At 38.7% G+C, this 19,143-nt stretch carries 18 protein-coding genes and 1 riboswitch; of the genes, 1 reads left to right on the forward strand and 17 read right to left on the reverse strand.

Translation table 11 applies throughout. From position 1 onward, the window contains the following. Positions 1–9 precede the first annotated feature (9 nt). The 13 genes from rsgA to AB3I42_RS10475 form a co-directional block, all read right to left on the reverse strand. The gene (gene rsgA / locus AB3I42_RS10415; protein ID WP_368022483.1) at positions 10–909 is read right to left on the reverse strand and encodes a ribosome small subunit-dependent GTPase A; all 900 of its coding nucleotides are present in this window, start codon (positions 907–909) and stop codon (positions 10–12) included. Positions 910–1,037: 128 nt separating this feature from the next. Then, positions 1,038–3,071 (reverse strand): Stk1 family PASTA domain-containing Ser/Thr kinase, encoded by a 2,034-nt coding sequence (pknB, locus tag AB3I42_RS10420; RefSeq protein WP_010737281.1) that lies wholly within the window; start codon positions 3,069–3,071, stop codon positions 1,038–1,040. Beyond that, the gene (locus AB3I42_RS10425; RefSeq protein WP_010737280.1) at positions 3,068–3,808 is read right to left on the reverse strand and encodes a Stp1/IreP family PP2C-type Ser/Thr phosphatase; all 741 of its coding nucleotides are present in this window, start codon (positions 3,806–3,808) and stop codon (positions 3,068–3,070) included. The genes pknB and AB3I42_RS10425 overlap by 4 nt, the downstream gene beginning before the upstream one ends. A gap of 12 nt (positions 3,809–3,820) precedes the next feature. Beyond that, on the reverse strand, positions 3,821–5,179 hold the full coding sequence (gene rsmB, locus AB3I42_RS10430) for a 16S rRNA (cytosine(967)-C(5))-methyltransferase RsmB (protein ID WP_010737279.1): 1,359 nt from the start codon (positions 5,177–5,179) through the stop codon (positions 3,821–3,823). Further along, positions 5,179–6,120, reverse strand: coding sequence for a methionyl-tRNA formyltransferase (fmt, locus tag AB3I42_RS10435; RefSeq protein ID WP_010737278.1), 942 nt, complete (start codon positions 6,118–6,120; stop codon positions 5,179–5,181). Before fmt ends, rsmB begins: the two co-directional genes overlap by 1 nt. Beyond that, positions 6,113–6,604: a peptide deformylase gene (def, locus tag AB3I42_RS10440; protein WP_010720599.1), complete on the reverse strand. Its 492-nt coding sequence runs from the start codon at positions 6,602–6,604 to the stop codon at positions 6,113–6,115. The genes fmt and def overlap by 8 nt, the downstream gene beginning before the upstream one ends. A 13-nt stretch (positions 6,605–6,617) precedes the next feature. Next, a complete protein-coding gene (priA, locus tag AB3I42_RS10445) occupies positions 6,618–9,026 on the reverse strand; it encodes a primosomal protein N' (protein WP_306690515.1) in 2,409 nt (802 codons plus the stop codon). A gap of 245 nt (positions 9,027–9,271) precedes the next feature. After that, complete coding sequence (gene rpoZ, locus AB3I42_RS10450; RefSeq protein WP_010720601.1) at positions 9,272–9,577, reverse strand: DNA-directed RNA polymerase subunit omega; 306 nt, start codon at positions 9,575–9,577, stop codon at positions 9,272–9,274. Positions 9,578–9,581: 4 nt separating this feature from the next. Continuing rightward, a complete protein-coding gene (gene gmk / locus AB3I42_RS10455) occupies positions 9,582–10,196 on the reverse strand; it encodes a guanylate kinase (RefSeq protein WP_010720602.1) in 615 nt (204 codons plus the stop codon). Between the two features lie 303 nt (positions 10,197–10,499). Then, a complete protein-coding gene (locus AB3I42_RS10460) occupies positions 10,500–10,784 on the reverse strand; it encodes a hypothetical protein (RefSeq protein ID WP_010720603.1) in 285 nt (94 codons plus the stop codon). Positions 10,785–10,800: 16 nt separating this feature from the next. Then, the gene (locus AB3I42_RS10465; protein ID WP_010737276.1) at positions 10,801–11,691 is read right to left on the reverse strand and encodes a YicC/YloC family endoribonuclease; all 891 of its coding nucleotides are present in this window, start codon (positions 11,689–11,691) and stop codon (positions 10,801–10,803) included. An 18-nt stretch (positions 11,692–11,709) separates the two neighbouring features. Beyond that, positions 11,710–11,928, reverse strand: a complete 219-nt coding sequence (locus AB3I42_RS10470) for a YdbC family protein (RefSeq protein ID WP_010720605.1) — start codon at positions 11,926–11,928, stop codon at positions 11,710–11,712. After that, entirely contained in the window at positions 11,898–13,613 is a 1,716-nt protein-coding gene (locus tag AB3I42_RS10475; protein ID WP_181914673.1) for a patatin-like phospholipase family protein, read from the reverse strand. Before AB3I42_RS10475 ends, AB3I42_RS10470 begins: the two co-directional genes overlap by 31 nt. A gap of 261 nt (positions 13,614–13,874) precedes the next feature. Here AB3I42_RS10475 and AB3I42_RS10480 point away from each other — a divergent pair, with 261 nt between their 5' ends. Further along, complete coding sequence (locus AB3I42_RS10480) at positions 13,875–14,651, forward strand: hypothetical protein (protein WP_010720607.1); 777 nt, start codon at positions 13,875–13,877, stop codon at positions 14,649–14,651. Positions 14,652–14,727: 76 nt separating this feature from the next. Here the strand turns inward: AB3I42_RS10480 and thiT are convergent, their stop codons facing one another. The 4 genes from thiT to purR all read right to left on the reverse strand — a co-directional run bounded on the left by thiT (position 14,728) and on the right by purR (position 19,123). Then, positions 14,728–15,288, reverse strand: a complete 561-nt coding sequence (thiT, locus tag AB3I42_RS10485; protein WP_368022484.1) for an energy-coupled thiamine transporter ThiT — start codon at positions 15,286–15,288, stop codon at positions 14,728–14,730. An 84-nt stretch (positions 15,289–15,372) separates the two neighbouring features. After that, positions 15,373–15,474: riboswitch (TPP riboswitch) on the reverse strand. A gap of 18 nt (positions 15,475–15,492) precedes the next feature. Then, positions 15,493–16,461, reverse strand: a complete 969-nt coding sequence (locus AB3I42_RS10490) for a ribose-phosphate diphosphokinase (RefSeq protein ID WP_010737274.1) — start codon at positions 16,459–16,461, stop codon at positions 15,493–15,495. Between the two features lie 93 nt (positions 16,462–16,554). After that, positions 16,555–17,928 carry a bifunctional UDP-N-acetylglucosamine diphosphorylase/glucosamine-1-phosphate N-acetyltransferase GlmU gene (gene glmU, locus AB3I42_RS10495; RefSeq protein WP_010737273.1) on the reverse strand — a complete coding sequence of 458 codons (1,374 nt, stop codon included), beginning with the start codon at positions 17,926–17,928 and terminating at the stop codon, positions 16,555–16,557. Between the two features lie 376 nt (positions 17,929–18,304). After that, on the reverse strand, positions 18,305–19,123 hold the full coding sequence (gene purR, locus AB3I42_RS10500) for a pur operon repressor (RefSeq protein WP_010720611.1): 819 nt from the start codon (positions 19,121–19,123) through the stop codon (positions 18,305–18,307). Positions 19,124–19,143: the final 20 nt, after the last annotated feature.

The following is a 19,143-nucleotide window of genomic DNA, read 5'->3' on the forward strand; positions in this document are numbered from 1 at the left end:
TGCTTCCTCCTATTTTCGTTTACCTTCTTTTTTAGAATAGATTGGTTTTCGATTTTCGACTTCCTGTAAAAATTGCAAATAGTTCTCATAACGTGTTTGGGCAATCTCACCTGTTTCGACCTGGCGTTTCACCTCGCACCCAGGCTCTTTAGCATGCATGCATTCTCTAAAACGGCAATGGTTCGATGCACTGACAAATTCAGGAAATTGTTTTGGTAATTCAGTCGTTTCGATCGTCAAAAAATCGATCGAGCTGAATCCTGGTGTATCTGCAACTAAACCATCATACAATGGGAGTAATTCCACATGTCTCGTTGTATGTCTCCCACGTCCTAAAGAATCAGAGATTTCCTCCGTTTCTAAGTTTAGATCTGGCGAAATTTGGTTTAAGAGTGTAGATTTTCCAGCACCAGATTGGCCCATAAAAACGGTCAATCGTTCTGGGAAGTAACGAATTAATTCTGCAGTATCTCCAGGATATTTCGGAACAATCACTGGATAACCGATCGTTTCATACGTTTGCTTGATCTCATCGATTTGCTGTTCGTTTGAAGCAAGATCTGTTTTTGTCAAAAATATGACAGGTTCAATGGATTCATATTCTAAAGTCACTAGAAAGCGATCCAATAAATTATAAGAAAAATTTGGTTCTACCAAGCTTGTAACTACGACACCTAAATCGACATTTGCTACCGGTGGACGCACCAGTTGATTTTTACGAGGCATCACTTCTAACAAATAACCGTCCGTCTTGTTTTCGCTTTCAAATAGTACTTGGTCACCCACTAACGGAGTGATTTTTCGATTACGAAAGTTTCCTCGTCCTCTCGTTTGATAGGTCTCACCGTCTGCGTGTACATAATAAAACCCACTAATTGCTTTTCTGATTTGTCCTTTGATGTATGCCACCTCCAGTTTTCCTTATTTTACCACAGGAAAGAAAAATCATGTGGCGTTCCTGACAAGAAACTTAGCGAAACTCAATAAAAAATAGCAGAGCATGTTTAGAAACGCTCTGCTATTTTTTATTGTTATTACTATTTGGATGAAGACGACGTGCTTTCTTCTTTAGACGTAGTAGTACTTGAACTTTCTTTGCTGCTTGACGATTCTTTGGTTGAACTTGATGATTCTTTTGATTCTTTGGTTGGTTCTGGTCCTTTTGAATAAATGACATTGACGATCGTTCCTGGAGTAATCGATGCCCCCACGCCAGGAGCTGTTCGGATCACTTTATCTTTTTCTACGGTATCAGAATATTCATAAGACTCATGTCCGATGTATTCTGCGCCAATACTTGATAAATAACTTTGTGCATCACTTTTCGTATAGCCTGAAATATCATTTAATGTTTTCGCATTTGGTCCTTGACTAACGACAAAACTGATATAGCTATTTTCAGTCAATGGTTCACCGTAACTAGGTAATTGGCTAATGATTGAACCAGCTGGAACCGTATCGCTGTAATCATACGTCTCACTGATCCTTTTATAACCATTTGAGCTCAATATCCCACGAACGGTGTCATAATTTTGACCAGTATAATCCCCCATCGTTGGTTGCGCGCCTTGGCTCACAACAAATGTGATCTTATCTGTCGTTGGATCGACTTCCGTTCCTTCTTCATCCGACTGGGAAATGATTCGTCCATTTTCTACTTCATCACTGAACTCGTCTTTTTTCTCGATACTATCAGCTGGAAAACCAAGCTTCTTCAATCGGCTACTTACTTCGTCAAAATTCATCCCAGTATAATCATCTAACTTGATTTTTTTCTTACCTGTGCTGACGTAAAGGGTAACTTCACGGTTTTGTTTCACTGTAGTTCCCGCTGCTGGGTCCGTTTTGACAACGTCTCCTTCTTCGATTTGTTCATCAGGGATCTCTTCGGTTTTTGTTGCTGCTTCTAATTTAGCTTTTGCTAAAGTATCTCTGGCAGACGCTTCTGATAATCCCGAAACGTCAGGAATTTCGACTTCTCCACGACCTCCAGAAGCAAAAAAGACGGCTGTTCCGATTCCTAATAAGGCTAAGATCACCAATAAAATAATCCACCATTTTTTATGCTTTTTACTCTTTGGATCAGGAACTGTCTCTTCTGCCATCACAGGAGTTTCTTCTGATTTTTCTTTAGGTAATGGCATGGATTTAAATGACTCTGGCATTGGTGTATCTTCTTCTAATGGTGTGATCACTTGAGTTTCTTTGGTCATTGCTTGTGGCACCCATTTGGCTTCATTTGCCCGAGCAGGAGACAGCGCTGTTGCTAAGTCTTCTGACATTTCTTCTGCTGTTTTATATCGATCTGCCGGTTCTTTTGCAGTAGCTTTCAATACCACATTTTCTAAAGCTTGCGGCGTTGTTGGGTCTAGATCCTTGATTGAAGGTAACTCATCTTGGAAATGCTTCAAGGCAATCGTCACTGCAGACTCACCATCAAAAGGAACACTGCCAGTTAATAATTCGTAAAGAATGATCCCTAAGGCATAGATATCTGATTGTTTCGTAGCCATACTTCCTCTAGCTTGTTCAGGAGATAAGTAATGGACAGAGCCTAACATCGTATTCGTTTGTGTGATCGATGTTTCAGATAATGCGATTGCTATACCAAAATCAGTGATTTTGACCACGCCCTCATTATCGATCAAGACATTTTGTGGTTTCAAATCACGATGAATGATTTGGTGCGTATGTGCTAAAGAAATAGCTGATAAAATTTGTTGCATAATATTGACTGCTGTATCATAAGGAACAGGATAATGGGTTTGAATATAGCGTTTCAGGTCCATTCCTTTTACATATTCCATCACGAGATACTGCATGTTGTCTTCTTCTCCAACATCATACACACTAACAATATTAGGATGAACTAGTTCAGTCGCAGCTAGTGCTTCTCGTTGGAATCGTCTAATTGCCGTTTGATCATTTTGGAAATCGAATCGTAACACTTTGACTGCGACATCACGATCTAAAATAAGGTCATGGGCTAGAAAAACATTTGCCATGCCCCCACTACCAATATTTCCAGTGATTTGATAACGACCATTCAACTTTTTGCCTAACTCAATCATGCTACGTCCTCCTTGTATTCGATCAGAAGAACGGTAATATTATCTGCTCCGCCTGCTTCATTTGCACGTTCGATTAATTCTGTTACCTTGTCGAACAAAGCCCCTTCTTGATTGATAATCGTTCCAATCGTTTCTTCAGATAACATGTTCGTTAACCCATCCGAACACAACAACAAACGATCTTTTAATTGCCAAATATAAGTCGATACATCGACTTCTACAGTTCCTGGCATTCCTACAGAACGAGTTAAAATATTTTTTCGTGGGTGGTTCGCTGCCATTTCTTCACTGATTTCTCCAGATTTTACTAGTTCATTCACTAAAGAATGATCTTCTGTCAGTTGAATGATTTTATCTTCACGGATCAAGTAGGCACGGCTATCCCCCACATGAGCAATAGTAAACTGATCTTCTGATAAAGCTGCTGCTACGATCGTCGTTCCCATCCCATTGTATTCTGGTTGCTCTTGGCCACGTTGATAAATACGAGTATTTTCTTCTTGGATCGTTTTGATGAACCATTGCGCTACTTTTTCGTCATCACTTAAACTTAGATTTTCCCAAGCAGTTCCTAAGTTTGTCACTGCCATCTGGCTCGCGATATCACCTGCACGATGACCGCCCATTCCATCTGCCAATACTGCTAATTTAATTCCAGCTTGATTCGTAAAAACACTCGCATAGTCTTGATTTGTATTACGTCGTCTTCCTACATCTGATTGATATTCAATCTGCATTCTTTCACCTCATTACTTTTTACGCAAACAACAAATGAAAAACCCATCTGTATAGAACTGATGTGGGTATAAAGTCAACATTTTATCTTCGATTGATGATTGTAGCACAGGATCAACTAAAACATCAATCCTTTCAAAATCAGTATGTCGCTGTAAAAATGTTTCAATGACTTCTTGGTTTTCCTCTTTAAGAATCGTACAAGTACTATAAGTTAATATTCCAGAAGATTTTAACACAGATGCACAACTTTCCAAAATCGCCAATTGGATCACTGGTAAATTAGCTAACTCGCTGGCATTTTTTTTATAACGAATATCTGGTTTTCTTCTCAATAGTCCTAATCCTGAGCAAGGGGCATCAACTAAGATACGATCAAATGTTTCAGCTGAAAATTCCTCTTTCACTTCACGTGCATCCATTTTTTGTGCATAAACAGTTGTAAAAACACCTAAGCGTTCCGCATTTTCTTCGATGAGTTTTACTTTATGTTCATGAACATCCAGTGCTGTAACTTCGCCACCACATGTTGGATCTAAAAACGTGGCAATATGCGTTGTTTTTCCTCCTGGTGCCGCACAAGCATCTAAAACATGATGTTCTGGCTCGATTTGCATAGCGGGTGCGACCAGCATCGAACTTTCATCTTGGATCGTCATGACCCCGTCATGGAATAAGGAACTAGATGCTAAATGTCCTTTTTCAGCAATTACCCCATAAGGACTAAGTTTACTTGCTGTCGCTGAAATTTCTTCTGCTTGGAGTGTCTCGATTGCTTGTTCTCTAGGATATTTTCTGATATCTACTCGACCACTGACGTGACTTGGCTGGTAGAGGGAAAGTCCTAATTTTTCCGTTTCTTCATAACCGATTTGATCAGTCAATCGCTTGGTTAACCAGATAGGTAAACTGATTTTTACGGATAAGCGTTCAATCGGATCACCGATTTGTTCAACATCTGGTTTACCTTGTCGTTGATAATTTCTTAAAACACCATTTACAAATTTCCCAGTACCAGGATTTCCCTTGATCTTAGCAATTTCGACCGCTTCATTTAAAATCGCATGAGCTGGAACTTTATCTAGAAATTCCAACTGATAAACTGACAAATAAAGTAATGTTTTAACCCAATCATCCACTTTTTTTGCTTTTGCTATCAATGGAGCGACATAAAATTCCAGTAAAAGTTGACGACTGATCGTTCCATAGACCAATTCAGTAAACAAGCCAACATCTTTTTGATTTAAATCCCCTTGATTGATCATTTCGTTCAATAATAAATTAGAATAAGCACCGCCCTTGTTTACTCTTTCAAGGGTGATCAGTGCCATATAACGAACAGATTTTTTCATTTTTTTTGGTATTTTTGCCATTATTTCACCTGCTGCCCAATCATTACCTGTTGTCCACTACCATTCAAAAACTCATTGATCGCTTGTTTTCCTTTACCTGCTGGCTGTAATTCTTTGATTGCCAACACCGTTTGTTTACCACAAGCAATCCACAGATTTTTCTTATCTTTTTTGATGATGGTCCCTGGCTCCGCCGTAGTTTTCTCAGCTAACGCTTCTACATTTAAAAGTTTCCAACGGGTTTGTTCGTATGTCGTAAATGCAATCGGCCATGGTCGCATCCCACGGACTTGGTTGTCGATCTCTTCTGCTGTCTTGTTCCAATCAATTGCTTCTTGCTCCCGTGTGATATTCGGCGAAAAAGTTACCTTTGATTCATCTTGTGGACGTGGACTCAAATTTCCATTCAAAATATCAGGTAATGTTTTAAGTAATAGTTGTTTCCCTAATGCACTTAACTTTTCAAACATGGTTCCCACATCGTCTTGTTTAGTGATTGGTAAACTTTCTTGAGCATAAATGCCCCCTGCATCCATCTTTTTGATCATTTCCATGATCGTTACACCGGTTTCTTTTTCCCCGTTGATAATCGAGTAATGAACTGGCGCCCCTCCTCGATATTTTGGCAATAAAGATGCATGTACATTTATAGCTCCGTGAACAGGTGCCTGTAATAATTTTTCTGGTAAAAATTGACCAAATGCAGCTGTGATAATCACATCTGGTTGTAGGGCAATGATTTTTTCCATTTCTTCTGAACCAGAGATTTTTTCAGGTTGTAAAACCAATAAACCGTGTTTCACGGCTGCTTCTTTTACTGGGGTAGGGGTGATGATTTTTTTACGTCCCACAGGGCGATCAGGTTGTGTCACGACTGCGACTACTTCATACCCTTCTTCTAATAAGCCTTCAAGGATCGGTACTGAAAAAGCTGGCGTTCCCATAAATACTAATTTAGTCATCAAGATGTTCCTCCATATACTCTTCTAATTCGGCTTCTGGAATTTGCTCAATCATTTTTTCAACGAATAATATACCGTCTAAATGGTCGATCTCATGCTGAAAGGCACGAGCTAAGTAACCAAAGGCTACTACTTCGATTTCTTCGCCTTCACGATCATAATAGCGAACCGTTACTTCGTCAAACCGTTTGACGGTCCCATAAACATGAGGGATGCTTAAGCAACCTTCTACATCAATGCTTTCTCCCTTTGCATCAATAATTTCTGGATTGATTAATTCAAACTTTTCACCTTCATCTACTTCTACGATTGCAACTCGCTTGTTTTGACCAACTTGTGGAGCGGCAATGCCAATACCGTCGTTAGCAACCATCGTTTCATATAGGTTATCTAGTAAAGTAATTGTTTCATCTGTGATCACATCGATTGGTTGTGCGACACGTTTCAATTTATCATTGGGGTGGATCAATATAGGATAGCGCATGTAAATTCCCTTCTTAAATAAAGTGTAATGGTTCATTATCAATCGCGACAAATAATCCTTGTCGTTGTTCTTTTTGGCCCTGGTCTAAAATATTTTTTAAGATATTCGCTAAATTAGGCTCATGTTTATATTTAATGATCAACTGGTAATAGTACCGATTTTTTACCCGATTCACTGTACTAGGGGTCGGTCCTAATAACAAGCTTTGATTTCCTAACACTTGACGTAACTGATTCGCAACCTCAAAAATCTTCTTAGCAGCAACTTGTTCTTCCTCATGGCTGGTCGTGATTTTGACAGTAAAATAATAAGGTGGGTATCCACTACGATGTCGGACGGCCATTTCTTGTTGATAGAATCGCTCATAATTTTGTTCTTTTGCTAATTCAATTGCATAATGTTGCGGATTAAAGGTTTGGATAATCACTTCGCCTGCTTTTTCGGCTCGGCCTGCCCTTCCCGAAACTTGCGTAAGCAATTGGAACGTATGCTCGCTTGAACGAAAATCAGGCAAGTTAAGGGAAGTATCAGCATTCAAAACGCCGACCAACGTCACATCAGGAAAATCCAACCCTTTGGCAATCATTTGCGTCCCCAGTAAGATATTCGCCTTTTTTTGACCGAATTGTTGCAAGATACGTTCATGCGCACCTTTCTTTCTGGTCGTATCAACATCCATACGTAAAACACCAGCTTCTGGGAAAAGGGTCTTTAATTCTTCTTCGACTTTTTGGGTCCCTGTTCCATAGTAACGAATTTTATTCCCTCCACAGTTAGGACAACGGTGTGGGATTGGTTCTTCATGTCCACAGTAATGGCAACGCATGGAGTGGGTGTCCATATGAAGGGTCAGAGAAATATCACAATTGGGACAAGGTAAAACAAAACCACAATCCCGACACATCACAAAGGAAGAATATCCTCGCCGATTTAGTAACAGCACAATCTGTTCTTTTTTCGCCAAACGGTCTTGGATTTTTGCTTGTAACTGTTTGGAAAATGTGGACGTATTATGTTGTTGCAATTCTTGTCGCATGTCAACAACTTCAATTGTTGGAAGTTGAGCAGACAAGTTGGCTCTTTGACCCAAATGGAGTAATTCATACAGCCCTTTTTGTGCTCGAGCACGTGATTCAAGAGATGGTGTCGCACTTCCTAGTACTACTGGACAATGATGATAATTTCCACGCCAAATCGCTAGATCTCTGGCATGATAACGTGGCGTTTCATCTTGTTTATAGCTTGATTCATGTTCTTCATCAATGATGATCAATCCGATATTTTCTAAAGGGGCAAAAATTGCCGAGCGGGCGCCAACAACAACCTGGGCTTCATTTCTTTCGATTTTACGCCACTCATCGTATTTTTCTCCCTGAGATAGCCCGCTATGTAAGACAGCTACCGCCTCTCCAAAACGCCCTTTAAAACGCTCTACCATTTGTGGTGTCAAAGCAATTTCAGGAACAAGCATAATCGCTGTTTTATTTTGAGCTAATACCTCAGCAATGGCCTGTAGATAAACTTCTGTTTTTCCACTTCCAGTAATTCCTTCTAATAAAAAAGTGTGACTCTTCTCTTGTTGCCCTGCTTCAACGATACGTTCTACTGCATGTTGTTGTTCTTTATTTAGCTGGAATGCTTGTGTTTGTTCAAACGTGCGATTTTTATAAGGATCACGATAACTTTCTACTTCTTCAAAAGTTAACCAGCCTTTGTCTTTTCCTTGATTCAAAGTTGCCGTGCTGATACCTTTTTCTTTGTAATAACTAATTGGTTCAGCCTTTTTTTGCTCAGATAAGCAAAGCAGAAGTTCTTTTTGTTTCTTCGCATTCGCTCTTAACTTTCCCCACTCTTCCTCAAGCTGGACACTATTCAAATTTGAGCGGATCAAACGAATCGTTTTGACTTTGTTCTTAGTGTGTACTTCATATCTGATATCTACTAACTTGTCCTGACGCCAACGGATCAATTGGGATAAAATGCCCTCTTCTTGCGCTTCTTTCCAGGAGATTTCTGTTCGTCCTTTAAAGAATGCCTGGACGTCCGCCGCTTCACTTACAGGATAGATTTGTTTGTCATAGGATGCTTTCATGACAGCAGGAAGCATCGTTTGTAAGCAAGTGATCTTAAACGCATAAGTGATCGTCTTCATATAATCAGCCAATTGAAGTAGTTCTTGATTAACCACAGGTGCTAAATCTAATACTTGGACAATCGCTTTTAAATTTTTTTGTTCGATGCTATCTTGTACTCGCAAACCTACAACGAACCCTTGAACATGACGGTTGCCGTTACCAAAAGGAACTTCTACTCGCATCCCGACTTGAATCGCCGTTTCTACTTCAGAAGGAACCAGATAGGTGAAAGGCTGATCGGTTTGCATAGTGGGTACATCGACGATAACATCAGCTGTGATTGGCATGGTTTCCTTCCTCCTTTAGTTACTCTATCAAATAGACAAAATCGTTCTTGCCTATTTTACTAGAGATTGCTTGGTTTGTCTTATTTTCTGATGAATCCTTACAAAAAATTAACGGCGCAGCAGCATTCCGCAGAAAAGTCATTCTTATATGCTAAAACGTGATCCTAAAAAGAAGCCGAAATTCCACAAAAATTTGAGAATACAAATTTCGGAAATTTCGGCTTATCCAAAGAATCTAGCACTTTTTATTGGTTTTGCTCTTCACGGATACGTGACTCTAACTCTTGTTGTTCACGATCTTTTTTGGCTTTACGCTCTTCATCTTCCATTCTCAAGCGTTCCCGTTTTAATTCAGGATGAGGATCATTGATCACATTTCCTGCTTCGATTTCTTCTAATGCCTGTCCAACACTTTTTACTGATTCAAATGAATCCATCGTAGGTTGTGCTTTTGCATCTAGCTCGTGTGCACGTTTGCTTGCTAAGATAACTAGAGAATATTTTGAATTTACGCGATCTAACAATGAGTCGATTGAAGGTTTTAACATCATAAGACTACATCTCCTTTAACATTTTGATATATTTGCCGATCACACGGTCGACACGAAAGTGTTCACTGGCAATGATATTTTTGATTCGTTCTACCGCCAGGGGTACCTGGTCATTGACTACGGCATAATCATATAGTGCCATCATTTCAATTTCTTCTTTGGCAACTTTCATTCGTTCTTCGATTACTTCATCTGCATCTGTCCCACGGCCAACGATTCTTGATTTTAATTCGGCTAAATCGGGAGGAGTTAGGAAGATAAATACGCCATCTGGTACTTTTTCTTTGACTTGTTGAGCACCTTGGACTTCGATTTCTAAAAATACATCTTTTCCTTCGTCCAATGTTTTATTGACATAAGACAAAGGTGTTCCATAATAATTCCCTACATATTCAGCATATTCCAGCATTTCTCCGGCTTCGATCATTGCTTCGAATTCTTCTTTGCTTCTAAAGTAGTAATCGACTCCTTCGACTTCTCCTTCACGCATCTTACGAGTAGTCATTGAAATCGAATATTGGAAATCATTATCCTCACTCTCAAAAATTGCTTTTCGCACTGTGCCTTTTCCTACACCTGATGGTCCAGACAACACGATTAATAATCCACGCTCTGACATGACGACGTCCTTTCAACTAGTCTTTTTATACTAACGTTTATTTTGCACTTTTTTTCGACAACTTTCAAGGGCATCTTTGATTATAGCAAAAAAAAGCGCCTTTGACTGGCAAAACCTTTGCTTTTCACTCGGGCTTTTGATGATAGTGATTAACTATCAAGTTCATCCTTCATTCAAAAGTTCAAAAAAAGGTCCCTCTCACCTTACAGGTTCTAACTGAGCAGCATTCTTTTTCAAAAAAATAGTGAGAAGCGCAACATATGGTTGCAGCTCTTCTCACTAACATGCCGATTACCGTCGTTTTTAAAAACCCATGTTTGACAAGGTATTGACAACACCCATGATCTCATCTTTTCGAGAGAGTGCTTTTTCAGTTGGGTCTTTCACTTCTTCTGCATCGATTCTCACAATAAATTGACGATTCATCGTCACATAAGTCCCATCGTTAACTAACAATTGGATTTCTTTCTCCGTCACTTGCGCACAGGCATCTTGCCAAGCTTCAAATCCTGCTTTTTCAGAAGGAACATTTCTTTTGATGACCGTTTTCCCACTTAATTCATGAAACGTGATATCATAATAGTTCATTTTTTTCGTCTCCTTGCTATTCAATATTTTGGATCTGTTCTCGGATTTTTTCTAAAATCGTTTTTAACTGGATCACTTGGTTTTTGATTTCAATCGCACTTGATTTTGAACCAATCGTATTGATTTCTCGATTCATTTCTTGGATCAAAAAGTCAAGTTCTCTGCCAACTGGCTGTTTTACTTGAAGTAATTCATCCAATTTGCCGATATGGATCACTAAGCGATCCAATTCTTCATGAATATCTCCTCGCTCTAATAAAATAGCGAGTTCAGTCAGCAATCTTTGTTGATCGACCGTTGCTCCCAAGTAATCTTCTAGTTTCTTTTGATATTTTTCCTGATACTCTTGTTCGTATAACTCAACAAATTGTTGTAAGTCATTTAATACTTGTTTCAGTTCATCACTGTTTTTCTGAATGATCGCCTCTAAGGCTGTCCCTTCTTTTTGGCGACTTTTTTCAATTTCAGCTAGTGCTTCATGGACCGTTTCTAAAACCAAGGCTGTCAGTTCATCCATATTGTTTTCATTTTTTTCTTCAATCACGACAAAAGATTCATTCGTTGTCAAAGTTTCTAATAGACGTCCAATCTGTAATTGCTGTTTCTCTCCATAACGTTGGGTTATTCCTTCAGTTAAGTTCGTCATCAGCTCGTCAATCAAATTCCAATCAACAAAAACTTGTTTTTGATTTTGTCCCAAATACGTCAGATTGATAAAAACTTCGACTCGACCTCGACTTAAATGTTGTTTCATCAATTGGCGAATATCATTTTCGAGATAATTTAACAATTTAGGACTACGTATTTGCATATCTAAAAAGCGTTGATTGACACTTTTGATCTCAACTTCTAATTGATACTCTGCGGTTTCACGGGTGGCTTTACCAAAACCAGTCATACTTTTCATTCAACAGGGTCCTTTCTGTTACATATTTTCGATAGCTTTTTGTAATGCCTCAAATTCTTCATTGGTTAGAGTAAGCCCTTTACCCATTTTCTCATGTTCGGGCGCCCAGTCACGAAGATCGAATTTAGGTGGGCGGCCATTCCAGCTGACTAGGTTCAGCTCTTTTCGCCATCCTTTATTATTTTCGGATAAAACAGCGATCTCTTCTATGATTTCGTAGGAAAATTCTTGTGCCATGGTTGTTCCTCCTTTAGATAAAGTAAATATAAATTCAATAGGGTGTCAAATAACTGCGTATGAAGCTTAGATTGAAGTTGCTCGTTCTTTTTTTGTTTAACTAAATGAGCAATTTCATTGATTTGTTCCTGTTCAGTCTTTTGCTTTTTTTGGTATTTTTGGACTCTGCGCCACTCATTACTATTTAATTGTCCGACCTCTCGAATCATTTGATTGAAAAATGAACTTGATTCTTTTTGAATGATCTGTTCGATCAATTCATCTACATCATAAACTTTATTCGGTAAAACGAGCTTTTTTTTGGCTAATAGTTCAAGCATCGCCACCCCGCATGTTTCAATTACTACCCTGTCTTTATATATATTACGCAAAGTTTGCCAAAATTTTGGTTGTTGAACAAAAGTTGTTTCTAGCTGAAGATCATTCACTAGATAGCTTAAAAATTTACGCCAATATTGTTCTGCAAGTTTCGTTGAATAGAACGTATACCAATTCCCCTCAAAATCACCTAACTTTTTTTTCATTTCCAGATAGCCTAATTGGAGATTGAATTGGTTTCTCTGCCGATCAAAAATCAAGAAGGTTCCCAATGACCAATTAGAGCGGCAGAGCCATGGAACAGTCTCTTCTGGTATCATAATCTTCTTAGTCACTCCGGGACCATCCACATCTACTATTAAGCACTCCGTTGCCCCTTCTTTAATTGCTACATCCACAGGCAAATTATTTCGATAACCACCATCAATATATTTTTGTCCAGCAATGTTTCGATAACTCATAGCGGGATAAAACGAGGCCGAAGCTAGGATCCAATCAGCAATTTCATTGCTTGCCAATTGCTGGATCGGTGTCACCACTTCTTTAAAATCAGGAAGTCGAGTCGAAACGGTAAATAAACGAGGACTTTTCATTTTTAAAATCTTCTCAGCATCTAATTTACTTTTGAGTAACTTTTCCAAAGGGGTGATTGAGGCTCCCCCCTTGATAATTGCTGCTCTCGTCATTTGCCGTGTTTCTTGGATAAACCTTTTCCGTAGATCTTCTGATAATGCAGTTTCTGGTAGCTGTAATACTTGATTCGTTGCGAGGGATTGCCATAAAGAAAGAGCTTGCGATAAATCATCTTGCAAGATCAATACACCGTTTAACGCACCAACTGAAGTTCCCGTAATTACTTCAAAATGAATCTGATGTTCTTTTAACGTTTGCCAAACACCGATTTGATAGGCACCATGAGCGCCACCGCCACCTAATACTAAACCAATATGATAGGTCAGTTTTTTTTGCCAGATTGTCTGAGCCAACTGATTGTCTTGCGTATAACCATGATGAGATAGGAGTGTCTGCCAATATGTCGACAGTGGTTCAATCCATTGAAAAGAACAATATTTTTTGAAATAAAAACGGGAACACCACTCTATCTCTTTAAAAAAAAGCGTCCAACCAGGCATGTCACCAACCACTAGCACATTTTTAATCAGCCATTGTTCACTGGTTCGTTCGGCAATAAAATAAAGGGTATGTTTGTTACCGATCATCCGCCAAGCTTGCCTTTTCTTTGTTGCCAACCAAAAGGCATCACGGCTTTCCTGATGGGTAGCATAAAAGGGTAGCAATTGTTTGGCTCGTTGAAGTGTAGAGTAGAGAACTGTTTTTTCTGAACCGTACACTTGTTGAATCAGCATAATCTTCTCCTTTTTTATTATAACAAGACAAATATATTCTTTTAAAGTATACTATTTTTTTGAGAAATACTAAAATGAATACATTGTTCTTGTAAAAGCTATAACAAAATCCATTCCATCCATTTATACAAAAACAATGAAAATGTCCATGTTTATCACAAAAAAAGTGATTTTGTAATGGAATTTTAAAATAAAAGAAACAAGCTTTTTTTTAATAAATGTTGTAAAATGAAAGTGATAATGAGTGAGAGGAGGAGCATGATGTCTGAGTCAGTTTATGTACATATTGATACTACTAGCAATGCGGTTGTGACTAAGGGGCTGACTATTAGTGATTTTTCAAACAACATCGTGCATTTCCCACAAAATTTATTGTTATTAGATCCTTCAGAAAATGCTGGTGAATACGAATCCCATACTGGGTTGAAAGTGATTCGTGGAACAGAAAATATCCAACGCTTTTTCTCTTCTGCACGTAATCGTAATCATTCGAGTGATTTAAAATGGATCGATTTTAACGACTTAACGATGCTGAAAGAATTAACGCCATTAGAAATTTCAGAATTGTTATATTTTGGACACATGAAGACCCATCTTCACTCACCATTTTTTTATAAATTACAAAATAATTTCGTCTACTTCGATCTTAACGATCAATTAGAACGAATCTATTATCGCTATTTAGATGAATTTTATCGGATCTTTGCCAATAAACTAAGTATCATCTTGTCAAAAAAAATCAATGAGAAAAAATCGTTTTTCAAACGAGATATTCCGGTCGAAAAAATTAGTGTGGAATTACTGAAGAATATGCGTAATTTGATGCAAGAAGGAATCATTTTTTCTTTTGAACAAGGTGGATTGATCGATAACGATTATCATATCCCGATCTATGTCATTGAAGATTATATTTGGAAGCTAAAAGGAACAAGATACCTTGATGAAGAAGCAATTGGCACTTTAGTTTATCATGCAGAAGAAAAACGCTGGGAGCTTGTAGGAGAAGCTGCGGAACTCAACTATACTCCTTTAAGCTGATGCTTGGATGTTCCATTATTTTATACTTATAAAAAAAGAGCCTAGACACTTTTATAGTGACTGAGGCTCTTTTCGTTTATTTTTTCCCGATGAACAAAGCTGGAACTGTCCGCCCGATCCCAAGCAAAACAACCATTGTAACAATTCCTGTAGCCAAGGCACTTGCACCATTCATGACTAAAGAAAAGAGCCATGGATTCATTCCCCACAAAGCATAACTTCCCCAAAAAACGACGCCTGCGACAAAATGCCAGAAATATCTAGCACCAACACCAACTAAAGTTCCTAATATAATAGTGGTTGTCATCCCTTTTTTATTGCCCATCGTTAGACTGTTTTGCAGCCTTTTAGCGAACACTCCTGCAAATCCTGCAAAGGTAAAAGCAATCGGATACTCGATCAATACTTGAATGACACTGAGATAATACACTTGTCCTGTTGGAAAATGTAAAATCCCCCAAATAAATCCTGATAAAATCCCTGCCTTCCAGCCTCTTCTTAACGAAAACAATGTCAGTGGAATCTGTCCTAATGAAATCTCAAAGCTACTACCTATTTGAAGAGGGATAAAGGATAACACCATCGCTAGTGCAGCTACAAGTGTCCCCTCAATCCATACTTTATATTTTTTCTCCATAAAAAAACTTCCTCCGTTCATTTGAAATCACAAAGGAGGAAGTAAATACAACATACTTCTACAACCAACGTTACATGACTAACGTCAATTGATCGTCACAATTCCTACGCTCGCATAACCGATACAGGTACGAAGGGTTTAGAAAAACTTCAATCTCAGCCTCATAAGGCTCCCCTTTGTGATACTATTCAATTTTTTTAACTCTTATTTTTTTGTTTCGAACAATGGACTAACAGGTTTATTTTCGTGGATACGTTTAATTGCATCACCCATCAAACCACCGACACTTACTTCATCGATTTTTTCGATCTTACGGTCATCTGGCAGATAGATCGAATCTGTTACAACTAAGCGTTCAATCGCAGAATCTTCAATACGCTGTAAAGCTGGTCCAGATAATACTGGATGTGTACATGATGCGTAGACACTTACTGCGCCTGCTTCTTTTAGTGCATTAGCCGCTAAGGTAATCGTCCCTGCTGTATCGATCATATCATCAATCAATACACAAGTTTTTCCTTCTACTTGCCCAATAATATTCATTACTTCTGCTACGTTTGCTTTTGGACGGCGTTTATCAATGATCGCAATTGGTGCTTTTAAAAATTCAGCCAATTTACGCGCACGAGTTACACCACCATGGTCAGGTGATACAACTACTACATCGTCCCCTTTAATCCCTTTTTCTAAGAAATAATTTGCAATCAATGGTGCACCCATCAAGTGATCAACAGGAATATCAAAGAATCCTTGGATTTGGACAGCATGCAAATCAAGCGTCAACATTCTAGTTGCTCCAGCTTTTTGAATCATGTTCGCCACAAGTTTTGCAGTGATTGGTTCTCTGGCACGAGCTTTACGATCTTGACGTGCATATCCATAGTAAGGCATTACTACGTTAATCGTTTTTGCACTGGCACGTTTCAAGGCATCAATCATGATCAGCAATTCCATTAAATTATCATTTACAGGACTACTCGTTGACTGAATAACATAAACATGTGATCCGCGAATACTTTCTTCAATATTCACTTGGATTTCTCCATCACTAAATTGAGTAACCGATGATTTACCCAATTCGACACCGACAGCTGCAGCAATTTTTTCTGCTAACGGGCGATTTGAATTTAACGCAAAAATTTTTAATCTTGGGTCAAAGTAATGTTTTGACATGGGGACCTCCACTTTCTTTTTCACAACTCTAGAATTCTACCTATTAAATACTAGTCATATTTTCTGAATAAATCAAGGGGTTTTACAAAAGTCTTAGTTTAAATAAGGGAGTTTTTTAGCATACTCTTCTTTATTGACCTGTCTTGCACGGGCAATTGCCATAGCATATTCAGGGATATCTTCTGTGATTGTTGACCCTGCAGCTACTGATGTATTTTTAGCAATTTCCACTGGGGCAATGATATTTGCATTAGAACCGATAAAACTATGATCCCCAATTGTTGTGCGGTGCTTGTTTTTCCCATCGTAATTCACAAAGACCACGCCACAACCAACATTGATTTCTTCGCCTAATGTGGCATCACCGACATAAGTCAAATGACCAACTTTGGTATTTTTACCAATTTCAGCATTTTTGACTTCCACAAAATTACCAATATGGACACCTTCACCAATTTCTGCTTTTGGTCGTAAATGAGCAAATGGTCCCACGTCCGCATGACTTTTCACAAGACTTTTTTCGATCACAGAATGTTCAACTACCACATGATCTTCAATCACACTATCTACGATTCGAGAATGGGCACCGATCACGCAATCTGATCCAATGACGGTTTTACCTTGAAGTTGGACGCCTGCTTCGATCACTGTATCAGAACCAATCTCTACCCCGGCATCAATATAAGTCGTTGCTGGATCAACAAAACTTACACCATTGACCATATGCATTTTGTTGATTCTTTGGCGCATCAATTCATTAGCTTTAGCTAATGCAATACGATCATTGACTCCCATTGATTCATCAAAGTCTTCTGTCTGATAAGCTGCTACTGTTTTTCCAGCATCTTTGAGGATTTCAATGATATCGGTTAAGTAGTACTCCCCTTGTGCATTGTCTGTTCCTACTTTGTTCAATGCTTCAAACAGAGCTTGATTGTCAAAACAATAAGTTCCTGTATTGATTTCTTGGACCAATGCTTCTTCTGGTGTAGTATCTTTTTGCTCAACGATTTTTTCAACGATCCCAATATGGTCACGAATGATACGACCATATCCAGTTGGATCTTCGGCTTGTGCGGTTAGAATCGTGGCACTCGCATTTTTTCCTTGGTGATACTCAAATAAATTGTTCAATGTTTCAGTGGTTAAAAGCGGTGTGTCGCCACTGATCACCAGTGTCGTGCCTTCTTTCCCTTGTAAAAAAGATGCGGCTTGTAATACTGCATGACCTGTACCAAGTTGTTCTGCTTGCAGAGCGTATTCACTACGTTCACCCAACTGTGCCTTTACTTGCTCAGCGCCATGCCCGACGATCGTGATGATTTGATCTGGGTTGGTTTCACTTACTCGATTGATAATATGTTCCACCATCGGCTGTCCTGAAACTGGATGTAAAACTTTATATAATTTTGACTTCATGCGAGTTCCTTTTCCCGCTGCCAAAATGATTGCATAACGTGCGTCCAACTGCGTCACTCCTAATTGTATTTGATGGTTTTAAGTTTAGCCCACTCTACTCAATTTTTCAACCAAGCAGACTATATTTGTAACTAGACCATTTTTATCTTGGGGGTTAAAAAATCAATTAGTCAATCAACAATAGTGAGAGAAAAATAGGGTTATATGAAAAAGGAGAACGAATTTCTCTCATCTGACAGATAACAGCTGAATATCTGATTTGTTGTTGCTGGTTGCTGTAGTGTTTCTATCGAAAATAAGCCAAAGAATTCCCAAAATAGGTGAAACTATTTTCGGATTCTCCGGCTTATTTCTCAGAGCTGGACACTTCTGTCACAATCTCTTCCAGCTATTATTGATCGGCAAATAAATAAATTTTCAATCTCTAATCTTTGAAATAATTTCCTGGTACAACTGTAATGTTTTTGGTCTTCGTGTCGACATCTTTCACGTATAGTAATGAAGTATAATCGTCAATTGCACGATGACCATTAAATTTGGATTCTGCAAAAACGGTGATTCCTACAAGTTCAGATTCAAACTCTTCGATCAAGCTCTTCATTCCATTGACTGTGCCGCCGCCTTTCATAAAATCATCAACGACTAGGACACGAGAACCACGTTTAAGACTTCTTTTTGACAATTCCATCTTTTCGATTCGTTCAGAAGAACCAGAAACATAATTCACACTAACTGTCGATCCTTCTGTGATCTTTGAATCACGGCGTACGATAACAAACGGTGCATTTAAATAATAGGACACAGCTTGCGCGATCGGCACGCCTTTCGTAGCAACTGTCATCACTGCATCGATTTTTTCACCTAAATACTTAGAAGCAATGATTTTTCCAACTTGGCGCAATAATTCGGGCTCACCTAGTAAATCGGATAGATAAACATAACCTCCAGGCAACAAACGATCTTGTTCAGACAATCGTTCAGCTAACGACTCAATGTATTTTTTGGCTTCTTCGTAAGAAATCTCTGGTATAAATAAAACCCCACCAGCGGCACCTGGAATTGTTTCTAGGGTACCATACCCTCGTTCCTTAAATGTTTTTTTGATAATTGCCAAGTCTTCACTGATCGAAGATTTAGCAGATTCATAACGTTCGGCAAAACTTGTCAATGAAATTAATTCGTGAGGATGATCTAATAAATACTGAGTCATATCAACAAGACGTTCACTGCGACGTACTTTCACATATTTCAGCTCCTTTTAAG

The organism is Enterococcus sp. C53, from assembly GCF_040887425.1.
GTDB classification, from domain to species: domain Bacteria; phylum Bacillota; class Bacilli; order Lactobacillales; family Enterococcaceae; genus Enterococcus_B; species Enterococcus_B hirae.